This window comes from Campylobacter sp. RM5004 (assembly GCF_022369455.1).
In the GTDB taxonomy this organism is placed as follows: Bacteria; Campylobacterota; Campylobacteria; order Campylobacterales; family Campylobacteraceae; genus Campylobacter_E.
Window position 1 is genome coordinate 894,835 of sequence record NZ_CP059599.1, and the last position, 13,083, is coordinate 907,917.

At 27.0% G+C, this 13,083-nt stretch carries 9 protein-coding genes; 8 read left to right on the top strand and 1 reads right to left on the bottom strand.

All coding sequences use genetic code 11. The features are described 5' to 3' along the window. Nucleotides 1-33: 33 nt before the first annotated feature. The 8 genes from AVANS_RS04520 (at nucleotide 34) to AVANS_RS04555 (ending at nucleotide 12,058) form a co-directional block, all read left to right on the top strand. Entirely contained in the window at nucleotides 34-1,329 is a 1,296-nt protein-coding gene (locus AVANS_RS04520; protein WP_239818471.1) for a triphosphoribosyl-dephospho-CoA synthase, read from the top strand. 122 nt (nucleotides 1,330-1,451) lie between these two features. Further along, complete coding sequence (locus AVANS_RS04525) at nucleotides 1,452-3,242, top strand: TolC family protein (protein ID WP_239818472.1); 1,791 nt, start codon at nucleotides 1,452-1,454, stop codon at nucleotides 3,240-3,242. 5 nt (nucleotides 3,243-3,247) lie between these two features. After that, entirely contained in the window at nucleotides 3,248-3,913 is a 666-nt protein-coding gene (locus AVANS_RS04530; RefSeq protein WP_239818473.1) for a transglutaminase-like cysteine peptidase, read from the top strand. After that, on the top strand, nucleotides 3,910-5,802 hold the full coding sequence (locus tag AVANS_RS04535) for a LapD/MoxY N-terminal periplasmic domain-containing protein (protein ID WP_239818474.1): 1,893 nt from the start codon (nucleotides 3,910-3,912) through the stop codon (nucleotides 5,800-5,802). The genes AVANS_RS04530 and AVANS_RS04535 overlap by 4 nt, the downstream gene beginning before the upstream one ends. Beyond that, nucleotides 5,799-7,934, top strand: coding sequence for a type I secretion system permease/ATPase (locus tag AVANS_RS04540; RefSeq protein ID WP_239818475.1), 2,136 nt, complete (start codon nucleotides 5,799-5,801; stop codon nucleotides 7,932-7,934). Before AVANS_RS04535 ends, AVANS_RS04540 begins: the two co-directional genes overlap by 4 nt. After that, the gene (locus tag AVANS_RS04545; protein WP_239818476.1) at nucleotides 7,931-9,223 is read left to right on the top strand and encodes an HlyD family type I secretion periplasmic adaptor subunit; all 1,293 of its coding nucleotides are present in this window, start codon (nucleotides 7,931-7,933) and stop codon (nucleotides 9,221-9,223) included. Before AVANS_RS04540 ends, AVANS_RS04545 begins: the two co-directional genes overlap by 4 nt. Beyond that, on the top strand, nucleotides 9,223-9,804 hold the full coding sequence (locus AVANS_RS04550) for a response regulator transcription factor (RefSeq protein ID WP_239818477.1): 582 nt from the start codon (nucleotides 9,223-9,225) through the stop codon (nucleotides 9,802-9,804). The genes AVANS_RS04545 and AVANS_RS04550 overlap by 1 nt, the downstream gene beginning before the upstream one ends. A gap of 304 nt (nucleotides 9,805-10,108) precedes the next feature. Further along, nucleotides 10,109-12,058: a methyl-accepting chemotaxis protein gene (locus AVANS_RS04555; protein WP_239818478.1), complete on the top strand. Its 1,950-nt coding sequence runs from the start codon at nucleotides 10,109-10,111 to the stop codon at nucleotides 12,056-12,058. A 361-nt stretch (nucleotides 12,059-12,419) separates the two neighbouring features. Here the strand turns inward: AVANS_RS04555 and AVANS_RS04560 are convergent, their stop codons facing one another. Beyond that, on the bottom strand, nucleotides 12,420-13,028 hold the full coding sequence (locus AVANS_RS04560; protein WP_239818479.1) for a hypothetical protein: 609 nt from the start codon (nucleotides 13,026-13,028) through the stop codon (nucleotides 12,420-12,422). Nucleotides 13,029-13,083 lie beyond the last annotated feature (55 nt).

A 13,083-nucleotide genomic window follows, 5' to 3' on the forward strand; every position in this document is an offset into this window, starting at 1 on the left:
ATTTTTGATAAAGTATATAAAAAAGGATTTAATTTGGATTTATTTAATTTAGTTTTAGAGCAAAAAGAAAAAAGATATAAAGAAAGATTAGCTTACGAAAATGAATTTAAAAGCCCTGTTATATGCTTTAGTTTAAACATTCCTTATTTATATAAAGTAAAAAATATTGATGAAGTTAAGGCTTTATTTTTATATGGCATTAGCGAATTAGTTAAGACTTTAAACCCTATTAATTATAAAGTTTATTTAGATGATTTATTTTGTTTGTTTGCAATTAGCGATGATGCTTATATATTAAAAGAGCATTGTATTAGGCTTGAAAATAAGCATAGTTTTTCAAGATTATTTGATTTTGATGTATATTTTAAAAATGAAGTTATCAGGGCTAGAGCAAGTGGTAGAAAGTGCTTTTTATGTGATGAATTAGCTATAGTTTGTCAAAGAAATAATATTCATACAAAAGATGAAATTTATCAAAAAATTGATGATTTGTTTGATGATTTTTATGTTTATAAAGCATTAAATTATCCTTGCAAGAATGAATTTTCAAGCAAAGCATTAAGAGCATTGCTTTATGAAGTAAGCCTTGCTCCTAAGCTAGGACTTGTTGAAATTCCGAATTCAAATTCTCACAGCGATATGAACTTTTTAAGCTTTATTGATAGTGCTAGTGAGCTTAAGTGGTATTTTGATTCTTTTTATACACTGGCAATGCTATCTAAAAGAAATGAGTTTAAAAGGTTAAAAAGATTAGGGCAACTTGCAGAAAATGCAATGTTTAAAGCCACTAATAATATAAATACTCATAAAGGTGCTTTGTTTTTATTTGCGATTATGATTTATGTATGTGCAAAAAATGAAAACGATTTAAATCCTATAAATATTTCTAAAACCACTAAGCAAATATGCGAAAATTTATGCAAAAATGAGCTAAATAAAAATCTAAATAGCATAGGCGGAAAATGTTTTCATCTTTATGGGATAAAAGGTATTAGAGATGAGGTTGAGCAAGGCTTTTTAAATACATTTAAAGCTTATGAGTTTTTTAATAAACAAAGTGATTTTAAAGAGCTTAGAACTCTTTTTTATATTAGTTCAATCATTGATGATACAAGTTTACTTAAAAGATGTGAGTATGATTTGCAAAAATATAAAAGAGTTAAAAATACTTGCAAAAAATTAAGCACAAAAAAAAGTAAAAATTATATAAACTTAATCAAAAGACTTAATTATATTTATGTTAAAAATAATTTAAGTTTTGGTGGAAGTGCTGATGTTTTATCATTAGTGTTTTTTCTTGATTTTATATATAAAATAAATTCTAAATAATTGCTTAAATATAAGTTAATTTTTGATTTTTTTGTATAAAAACAATAAATATTATTTACATATTAAAATTTTTTAATTAAAGTTATTGTTTTAATCTAATTTAAAATACAAGGAAGAATTAAATGAAAAAAACTTTAATCACATCTATTATTGCGGCTAGTTGTCTGCATGCTGCTGAATATAATATTTTCATTTCTAGTTTTAAAAAAAGCGATTATGATAGCTTAAATAAAATTAAAGCTAAAATTGAAAAAGTTGTAGAAAACAGCAAATATGCTAACGAGCTTGTAGTAAAAGCAAGAGCAAGCGACCCACAAAGTCCAAATAATAGCAAATACCACACAGTAGTTGTTGAAACTGCTGATATGTCAAAAGCAAGAGTTACAGAAATTAGAAATTATTTAAGAGCTAATTCTATTTATAAAGACGCTTATTTTACAACTAGAAAGCCAAATGAACCAAAATTCTCTAAAGATACAAGCAATGATGAATTATTTACTAATACTACAAAAGAAGAAGTTGTAGAAGTAAAAAGCTCATCAGTATCAAATGCATTAGATAGCTTAGATGCTGAAAATGAAAATAGTTTAGATATTCCAGCATTTAATAAAGTAGAAAATGCAAATTCAATTACTATAAATAAAATGATTGCAAGTGTATTAGAAACTAATCCACAAATTAATTCTTATAAACAAGAATATTTAAAATCATTAAAAGATTTAGATATTGCTAGTGCTGAGTATTACCCAATGCTTAATTTATATGCAAATGGTGGTTATGTAAGTAAAAACCATAAAGTTCATACAAATGCAAATCAAAAAGGAACAGGAACAACTCACGACGCTTCTATTGTTTTAACAGAGAATTTATTCAATGGTGGCAAGGATATGAATGGCAAAGCGGAGCAAAATCATATCACAAACTCAACTGCATATAAAGTAATTCAAAACTCAAATGAAATAGTTTATGATAGCTCAAAAGCTTATTTAGATATGATTAAAACAAAATTATTATTAGAAATCGCACAAAAGAATGTTAAAGCTCATGAAGATATTTATGCTTTAATTAAGGATAGAACAAGCTCGGGTTTTGCAAGAGCTAGCGAAGAAAGACAAGCAGGAAGCCGTTTAGCACTTGCTAAAAATAATCTTTTATCAGCAGAAAACGATTATAAAGACGCACATTCAAGATTTACAAGATTATTTGGTAAGAATGTAGATATTAACACTCTTGTAATGCCAGAATTTACTTATGCACTTCCAAACTCACTTGAGAGCTTAGATGAAATCAGTAAGAAATGTAATCCAAGTATTAGAATTCAAGCAGAAAACATCAACGCACTTGAATATAATACAAAAGTAAAAAAAGGAAATTATTTACCTAAACTAGACCTTGAATTAAGAGCTGATTATGCAAAAGATAAGATATTTAAAGATTTAAAACAAGATACAAAAGATACTTCAGCAGGTGCTTATTTAAGATTTTCATACAATCTATTTAACAAAGGTCAAGATAAATTAAATGTAGAAAAAAGCAAATTAAGTGCATTAGCTGGTCAAATGGATTATAATTCAACTTTAAGAGAATTACACGAAAGCAATGCTTACGCATTTAACTCATATCAAATTAGTAAAGATAAATTAAATTATTTAAATGATTATGTAGATTATGCAAAATCAACACTTTTAACCTATGAAGATGAATTTAAAATCGGAAAAAGAGATTTAATCAATGTTCTTGATGCTCAAAGCGAATACTTTAGTGCTGCAAAAGAATTAATAAGCACAAAGAGCAATATATTATTAACTCAATACAAAATGCTTAATAATATGGGCGTAATTTCTGAAGGTTTTGTTGATGGTTATGCTAGACAATACATTAACAAAGCTTGCGCAATTTCTGATATTAAATAATTTGAATGGGTAAGATTTTTTTTAAAAGAGTGATTTTATTCACTCTTTTTATAAGTATTACTTTATTTAGCTCTTCTTTTATAAAATCACAAACTTATACAAGAATGCAAAAGGCTTATGGAGATTTAGCCGTTGCAAGACTTGAAAAGCTAGATAAGTTAATGCAAGATATAAAAAATACCGATGAAGCAAATAAATTAGTAAAAGTTAATGAGTTTTTTAACAACCCTAATATTATTAAATGGCAAGATGATATGATTACTTGGGGTAAGACTGATTATTGGGCTAATAGATTCGAGTCATTAGGAAAAGGCTTTGGAGATTGTGAAGATTTCGTAATTGCAAAATATCTTACTTTATTAGATTTAGGTGTAAGCGAAGAAAAGTTATTTTTTACATACGTTTATGCAAATCTAAATGGTAAGTGGATTTCTCATATGGTTTTAGCATATTACGATAAGCCTGATGATATTCCGTTTATTTTAGATAGTAATACAAATTCAATTAAAAGGGCAAATAAAAGAGTTGATTTAAAGCCTGTGTTATCGTTTAATGCTAAGGACTTATTTTTGGCACAACAAGCATCAAGCGGTAAGCTATCGGCTAAATCTTCAAAATACACAAAAGATTGGTCAAATTATTTGGATAATTTGAAAAAGGGTGATTTATGACTTTATTTAAGCAAATTTTACTAGGTTCTATAATTTTTATTTTAGTTATTATTGCTATTGTTGGTGTTAAAAATTATCAAACAACAAGCGATTTTATAAATGAGCAATTAAGTGCAAATGCAAAGCACACAGCAACTTCTTTAGGTCTTGCAATAGCAACCCAAGAAGAGATTAATAAAGACAGCGTTGAGCTTATGATTAATAGTATTTTTGATAGTGGATATTATCAAGAGATAAAATTCGTAGATGCTAAAGATAATGTTGTATATGAAAAAAATCAAGAAAAAGTATTTTTTGGAGTTAGTGATTTATTTGTAAAACTTGTAAATATCAATACTCCTATTGAAAGTTTTGAGATTAGACAATGGAGCAAAATAGGAACTTTATATGTGCAAATTAGCCCAGCTTTTGCATACGAACAACTTTATAATACTTTAAAAGGGCTTTTTGTTAATTTACTTATTATTTGCGTTGTTTCAATGATTTTGATTTATTTTTCATTAAAAGCAATCTTAGCACCATTAAATAAAGTAAGAAAACAAGCCGAAGCAATACTTGAGCATGAGTTTATTATCCAACACAAATTACCTTTTACACAAGAAGTTAGAAAAATGGTAATGGCAATGAACTCAATGGTAGGAAAAGTAAAAGATATTTTTGAAAAAGAGAGTGAAACGCTAGATAAATACAATGATTTGTTATATAAAGATGAAAGAACTAAGCTATTTAATAGAAGGTATTTTATAAATAAATTTGAATCTATTAAGAGTAGGGAAGAATACTCAAATGGATATTGCTTTTTATTAAGCATTAAAGAAACTTATAATCTTAAAAAGATTTTAGGATTTAATAAATCTATTGAGTTTTTAGAAAAATTATCAGATATTTTAAGACAAAATGATAAAGCTTACGATGGCGAATGCGTGTTTGCTATAAATGAAAATGATTTTATTATATTAGGTGAAAATTCTTTAGCTTTTGAAGAAAATTGTAAGCTTATCCTTGAAAAAATTAAAGAATTATTTAAAGAATTTAACATTCAAGATAATAGCTTTATAATAAGCAGTGCTTTAACTTCTTATGAAGGCAAAAAGTTAAATGAGGTTTTATCAGAGCTTGACTTATTACTTTTAAAAGATAAAACAAATTATTCATTAAATAAGGCTAATAATACTGATAATATTATCTTAGGTAAAGAGCAATTCAAAGCCTTTATTTATAATGCTATGAATAACAATGATTTTTGCTTTGCTTCTCAAGAAGTTTTGGATAATGATAATAATGTATATCACAAAGAATTATATTTAAGATTAAAATATAAAAATGAATTAAAAAATGCTTCTTATTTTATGCCTATTGTAAATGAGCTTAATTTATCAAAAGAGCTAGATATTTATGTATTAAGCAAGGCTTTAGGCGAAGAATTTGAAACAGGAATTTCAATTAATATTTCAAATGATTTAATTAAAGAAGAAAATTATTCTAAATTAGAAAAAATCTTTAAAGCTAAGAAAAATAATAAAGTTTTCTTAGAACTTGCAATGAGTAAAGAATTAAATATTAGAGATTTAATCGCATTTTCAAGATTTTGTAAGATTTATGATATTACATTAGGGCTTGATCACTTTACTTTAAATAAAGAAAACTTAAGTATTTTAAATGAGCTAAATATTGCTTATATTAAAGTTCAGGCTAGAACATTACTAGATTTATTAGAAGATGTGAATGCTAGTGGAGCGAAGAATGCTTTAGAAATTATTCTTAATTCAAAAGGAGTAAAAATTATTGCAATAGGTATAGAAAATGAAGAAACTTATAAAAAAATTAAGGAGTTAAATATTAACTTAGTTCAAGGAAATTACACAAGTAAGGTTAAGGAAGAAAAATGATTAACGCAAAAACAGATGAATTATTAGATTGTCTAGTAATTCTTACAAAACTATACAATAACCCTTATAGTGCTGAAGCACTTACAGCAGGTTTGCCATATGATACTAATTTAGGCGGTATAGAATTATTTTCAAAAAATAGTAAAAAATCTTTATTTAGTAGAGCAGCAAAAAGAGCAGGCTTTGCAAGTACTTTAGTAAAAAAAGAGCTAAAAGACATACCACAATTAGTTTTGCCTTGCATTCTAGTGCTTAAAAATCAAAGAGCTTGTATTTTACAAAGCTTTCAAGATGATGATAAATTAAGCATAATTTTCCCAGAATTTGAAGGGGCTGCTACTTTAGTAAGTAGAAAAGAAATTGAAGAAGAATATTTAGGATATGCTTTTTATTTAAAGAAAGAATTTGTAATAAAAAACGAAATAAATAATCTTAAAAACAATCCTAACGAGCATTGGTTTTGGGATACTCTTAAAAAGTCAAAATCAATTTATATTGATGTTTTATTAGCATCACTAATTATAAATATTTTTGTTTTAGCAGGTCCGCTTTTTACAATGAATGTTTATGATAGAGTTGTTCCAAATAATGCTATCGAGACACTTTGGGTTCTAGCATTAGGTGTATTTGTAGTATATGTTATAGATATGATTATTAAGCTTGTGCGTGCTTATTTTTTAGAAACAGCATCTAAAAAAAGCGATATTATTATGAGCTCTTTAATTTATGAAAGAGTGCTAGATATTAAGCTTAGTGCAAGACCTGCGAGCGTTGGTTCTTTTGCGCAAAACTTAAAAGAATTTGATACCTTAAAAAGCTTTTTTGCAAATGCTAGCATAGCTGCTATTGTGGATTTACCATTTTGTATAATCTTTTTAGCGACTATTTATTTTCTAGCAGGGCATTTAGTTATTGTTCCTATTGTTGTTATGATTTTAATTTTAATTTATACTTTTAGTATTAGAAAGCCACTTCAAAACTCAATTGAAAGCACATATCAAGCAAGTGCATTTAAAAACGGAGTTTTAATAGAGAGTTTAAATACACTAGAAACTATAAAAACCTTAGGTGCAGCATCATCAAGTCAATGGATTTACGAAGAAGCAACAGGCGAAATAGCAAATAAAAGTATAAAACATAAAATTTTATCAAGTTCTATTCCTATGGTTACAGGCTTTTTGGTTCAATTTAACACAATAGCAATAGTTGTAATGGGTGTTTATATGATTAAAGATATGGAGCTTAGTATGGGTGGGCTAATTGCAAGTGTAATTTTAAGCTCTCGTGCAATTTCTCCTATGGGACAGGTTGCTTCGCTTATATCAAATTATGAACAAACAAAAACAGCTTATAAAAGTCTTGATGATATTATGCATATGCCAGTAGAGCGTGAAAATGGCAAGAAATTTGTAAGAAGAAATAATTTCTTAGGAGCAATTGAGTTTAAAAATGTTTCATTTTCTTATCCAGAAGCTAAAAAGCAATCTCTAAACGATATTAGCTTTAAGATTAATGCAGGAGAAAAAGTAGCAATTATAGGAAAAAATGGTAGTGGAAAAACAACCATTGAAAAGCTAATCATGGGACTTTATGAGCCTAGTAAGGGAAGTATTCATGTAGATGGTATTGATATAGAGCAAATTGACCCTGTGGATTTAAGAGAGCATATAGGCTATGTTTCTCAAGATATTATGCTATTTAAAGGCACTTTAAGAGATAATATTGTTTATAAAGCACCTTATGCAAGTGATGAAGAAATCATCAAGGCTGCTAATATTTCTTGTGTTAGCGAATTTGTAAATTCTCATCCGCTTGGATTTGATATGCCTGTTTATGAGCGTGGAGAAGGTATTAGTGGAGGGCAAAGACAAGCAATTGCGATAGCAAGAGCATTTATTACAAATACTCCTATTATGTTACTAGACGAGCCTACAAATCAAATAGATACTCAAACAGAAGCAAAAGTTATAAGTAATTTAAAAGAAGCTTGCAAAGATAAGACTTTAATAGTAATTACCCATAAGCAATCATTATTAAGCCTTGTTGATAGAATTATTGTAATTGATAATTCTAAAGTGATTTTAGATGGTAGTAAAGAAGAAGTGTTAGCAAAATTAGGAGCTAGTAGATGAAAAACTATACTAAAGATGATTTAGATTATATGAATAGCTTATCTCAAGCAGTATTATCAAAAAGTTCTCAAAAAACAAAAACAATGCTTTATATAATTATTGCTTGTGTAATAGGTCTTATTGCTTGGATGAGTGTTGCAGAAGTTGATGAGATTACTAGAGGACAAGGAAAGGTTGTTCCTAGCGGACAAAATCAAATAGTGCAAAACCTAGAAGGTGGTATAGTTCAAGAGCTACTAGTAAGAGAAGGTGATGTTGTTAAAAAAGGACAAATTTTACTTAAGATTGACAATAAAAGCTTTGAGAGTTCTTTAGGTGAGAGTGAAGTAAAAATTAGCGAATTATTAGCTAAAAAAATTAGGCTTTACGCTCAAGCAAATGATAAAGAATTTGATTCAGGAATTTTAGATGAAGATGAGCTTAAAAAAATCTTTCCACTTACTTTAAAAAACGAGCATAGTTTGTATGATACAAATATGGAGCAACTAAAAGAAAAAATCTCACAAAAGCAAAGCGAGATTAAGGAATTAAAATCAAAAATAAATCATTTAAATACAAGCTATAATCTAGTTTCAAAGCAAAATAACCTTACTTATAATCTTTATAAAAAAGGTAGCGTAAGTGAGGTTGAATATCTTCAAATAAGCAGACAATTAAACGATATTAGAGGAGAGCTTTCTCAAGCTAGATTATCATTACCTAAGCTTGAAGCTGCATTAAATGAAATAAAGCTTAATTTTACAAATGATTCTAAAAAAGAATTAAACGAAACAAACGCAGAAATCGCAAGAATTAATAAAAGTCAAATAGGTCTTGATGATAGAGTGGATAGAACCTTAGTAAAAAGCCCAGTAAATGGAATTGTATCAAAGCTAAATATTCACACGGTTTCAGGGGTAATTAAACCAGGTGAAAATATCGCAGAAATTGTTCCACTTGATGATAAATTAATCGCAGAAGTTAAGGTAAAACCTGCTGATGTGGCATTCTTAAGAGAAGGTTTAAGAGCGATTATAAAAGTTAGTGCTTATGATTTTAGTATTTATGGCGGACTTGAAGGTAAGGTTATGCAAATTAGTGCAGATACAGAGACAAACGATAAGGGCGAGAGCTTTTATTTAGTTAGGGTAGTAACTGATAAAAACCACTTAGGAACAGATGAAAAACCTTTAAATATTAAAGTGGGTATGATAGTAAATGCTGATATTGTTACGGGTAAAAAGACAATATTAGATTATTTATTAAAACCGATTTTTAAAACAAAACAAAATGCTTTAAGGGAAAGATAATGCAAGTAATAATTAACTTAGAAGATAAAGAAATAAGAACATATTTAGAAGATATTTTAAGTGACTTTAGGATTTATTCTACAAGTTACTTAGAAGTAATAGCTGTAAAATATAAAGAAGCAGTTGTAATAAGTGATAATGTAGATAATATTAAGGCTTTATCAGAGCAAGGTATTAAATGTCTTGCAATTTCAAAGAACCCTAATTTTATGGAAGCACAATATTTCTTAAATGCTAATGCAAAAGGATATGCAAACGCAAGAATGCAAAAAATCCACTTTAGCGATGCTATTAATTGTATTAATAATGGCGGGGTTTGGATTTTGCCTGATATTATTGATAATATGGTGAAACTTATCAATCAAAGCTATAAAAATGATGATAGTAATTTATTTGATATATTAAATGATAGAGAAAAGATTGTTGCCAATTACATAAAAGATGGCTTATCAAATCTTCAAATAGCAGAGATTTTACAACTTAGCGAAAGAACAATAAAAACAATAACTTCAAGTATATATCAAAAACTAGGCGTAAAAAATAGAATTCAATTTATTATGGCTGTTAAAAATATTGAATAATTCTCACTTTTTGTGGGAATTATTCACAAAATACTTATTTTTTCTGATTTTATTAATAATTATTATTATTTATTAAATAATTTTATCTACACTTTTCGGTTTTAAATAACATTTAGGAAATAATGAAAGAATTTTAGTTTTATTATTAAAAATAATGTAATAGTTTTTATTATATTGTTTTATTTGTAAAGTATTTTGATTTTAAAATATTTTATATTTAATAATAATTTTTACTAAACTTTAACTTTTGTTAAATTGGGGGGGGGTATAATCAATAATAAAATTCAATTTGTAAGGACAAGAAATGAAATTATCGCAAAAAATTTCTATTTATTTAGCAGTTGTGCTTGTAATAGCATCAGTTATCTTAACTACTTATGAAATTAATCGTGTTAAAGGTATTATTAATAAAAACTACGATGAATTAAATGGTAATGACATAAGTGTGAAAAGTTTATACATAAACACTTATATAGAAACAAAATTAAATAACATAAAAAAGATAGCAAATAAATTTGAAAAAGCAAAAAACTTAAGCCCTGAATTTATAAAAGAAATAATAGAAGATGATAATAAAATATTAGATTTTCAAGGACTTTTCATAGGTCTTGCAAATGGTAATGTGTATAAAGCTGAAACAGATTTAAGCTTTAGATTAATTCCTAATTTTGACGGAAGAACTAGAGCATGGTTTAAAGAAGCTAACGAAATAAGAAAGGCAAGCTTATCATCAATTTATAAAGATGTTTCAAGTGGTAAGCAAGCTACAACTATTTTTGCTCCAGTATTTATAAACAATGAAATAGCAGCTGTTGTTGGTGGAAATATTTTAGTTGATGATTTTAGCGATGAAATCACTAGAACAAATTCTTTGAAAAATTCTAGCACAATTATTCTTGATAAAAACGATGAAATTATTTCAAGTTCTAATAAAGATGATTTAGGTAACCCTGAGTGGAAAAAAGAATTCGTTACAAAACTACATGATTTTTACAAAAGCAACAAAAGTGGTAATTTTGTTTTCAGTAAAAACAATGAAGATTTCTTAGCTTATTGTGTTGTTGATAATTTAACAGGTTATGATATTTGTGCGGTTATGCCAAAGGCAAATATAGATGAGACAATTCACAAGAGTGTTCTTAATTCTATTTTTGAATTTAGTTTATTTATTTTAGTTGTTATAGGTGTTTTATATTTCTTAATAAAAAGCTCATTAAAGCCTATTGAAATTATTCAAAAATCTTTAATTGAAGTTTTTGCATTTATTAATCACGAAACCAAACACGCAAGTAAAATAAACCTAAACTCTAAAGACGAATTCGGAGCAATGGCAAGAGCTATTAATGATAATATAGAAAGAACAATCTCTTCTTTAGATAAAGATACTCAAGCAGTAGAACAAAGCGTTCAAACAGCAGCTGCAATTGAAAGCGGTGATTTAAAAGCAAGAATTACTCTAAATCCTGCAAACCCACAATTAATTGAACTAAAAAATGTATTAAATAAAATGCTTGATACTTTAGAAGATAAAGTAGGAGCTAATACTAACTCAATTGAAAAAATCTTTGATGAATATAGTCAGAATGACTTTAGAAACGAAATAAAGAATGCTAGAGGTAAGGTTGAACTTGCTACTAACATGCTAGGTAAGCAAATAAGAGATATGTTAAAAACAAACCTAGAAACTGCAAGAAACCTACAAGAAAAATCAAAAATACTAAAAACAAGTGTTATTGATATAAACGAAGGTGCAAGAAAGCAAGCAGCAAGCTTACAAGAAAGTGCAGCAGCAGTAGAAGAAATGAGTGCATCTATGCATGCAGTAAATCAAAAATCAAACGAAGTGATTAAAAATGGAGAAGACATTAAAAATGTAATCACTATGATAAGAGACATTGCAGAGCAAATTAATCTTCTTGCACTAAATGCTGCAATAGAAGCTGCAAGAGCAGGAGAGCACGGACGTGGCTTTGCAGTAGTTGCTGATGAAGTAAGAAAACTAGCTGAAAGCACTCAAAAATCTTTAACAGAAATAGAAGCAAGTGTTAATGTATTAACTCAAGGAATAAATGATATGAGCGAAAGCATTAAAGAACAAACTCAAGCTATTACTCAAATAAATGAAGCAATAAGCAGTATAGATGAATTAACACGTGCTAATGTTGTTGTAGCTGATAATACTAATAAGATATCAGATGAAGTAGATTCTATGGCAAGCAGTGCAGTTGAATCTGTAATGAAGAATAAGTTTTAATAAACACTACATTAAAAAGCTAAAAGAAACTTCTTAAGTGAAGTTTCTTTTACTATATAAACTACTTAGATTTAAATCACAATTACTTTTTAAACTATCAAAGCAAATTCTTAATCTTAATTCTTAGTTCGTAATTCTTAATTTAAATTCCTATTCCTAATTCTTTAATGTTTTTATTAAATTGAAAAAAGAATTACGAAATAGGAATTAGCTTTTTAACTTTATAAAGTCTAAATATTGTTTTTAAATTTCTAATTTAAATTCTTTTATTTTTAAACTTTAAATTTTGCTCGGAGTGGTTTAAATAGCAAGATAGGAAGTATTGATTTTATTTCAGCCATTTTCTCTCCTTAATTGTATTTTATAATTTATATGTTGGGACTACATAACCACACCCATCTATATAATATTCTCTTTCTTCTTTTTCTTTAGTATATGAGTTATATGAAATTACATGCATTTTATATCCATCTATAAATTGAAATGAATTTTTATCAAAAAATTCATCGTAAAAAAATACTAGATTATTGTTAAATTCATTAACTTCTTTTAATTCTAAAATATCTAGAGTTTTAAGAGATTTAACTTCATCAATGCTGTTATGATTTTGCACTTCATATATTTTTGCATTACTTAATTTAAAATAATTTGCAATTGCTCTTTTATATTTTTCTTTTTTTTCTAAATTACATTTATATCCGCTTTTAGAATAATCATATTTATAATTTGTATACTCATTTTTAAAATCCCAAAATGATGTATAACCTTCTACTTCTAATTGCCTTTCAAGAGAGTAAAGCTCTTCTTTAGTTTTAAGAAATTTATCATAAGTTGAATTAAAATATTTACTATAAAAATCATTTAAAATCATAATGAGTATTGGAATACCAACAAGGGCTAAAACCGAAAACGCCACACACAAACCAACAAATAAAGATTTTTTTATTAATTCTTTAATAAAAGAAAGCATTTAAAGCCTTTTAGTATTTTTATATTTTATTTATTATATTTGATAAGGGTTATAA

Excerpts from the sequence above, each read along its gene's own strand:
- AVANS_RS04525 (WP_239818472.1), top strand. The coding sequence starts at position 1,452 with ATGAAAAAAACTTTAATCACATCTATTATTGCGGCTAGTTGTCTGCAT.
- AVANS_RS04530 (WP_239818473.1), top strand. The coding sequence starts at position 3,248 with ATGGGTAAGATTTTTTTTAAAAGAGTGATTTTATTCACTCTTTTTATA.
- AVANS_RS04535 (WP_239818474.1), top strand. The coding sequence starts at position 3,910 with ATGACTTTATTTAAGCAAATTTTACTAGGTTCTATAATTTTTATTTTA.
- AVANS_RS04540 (WP_239818475.1), top strand. The coding sequence starts at position 5,799 with ATGATTAACGCAAAAACAGATGAATTATTAGATTGTCTAGTAATTCTT.
- AVANS_RS04545 (WP_239818476.1), top strand. The coding sequence starts at position 7,931 with ATGAAAAACTATACTAAAGATGATTTAGATTATATGAATAGCTTATCT.
- AVANS_RS04550 (WP_239818477.1), top strand. The coding sequence starts at position 9,223 with ATGCAAGTAATAATTAACTTAGAAGATAAAGAAATAAGAACATATTTA.
- AVANS_RS04555 (WP_239818478.1), top strand. The coding sequence starts at position 10,109 with ATGAAATTATCGCAAAAAATTTCTATTTATTTAGCAGTTGTGCTTGTA.
- AVANS_RS04560 (WP_239818479.1), bottom strand. The coding sequence starts at position 13,028 with ATGCTTTCTTTTATTAAAGAATTAATAAAAAAATCTTTATTTGTTGGT.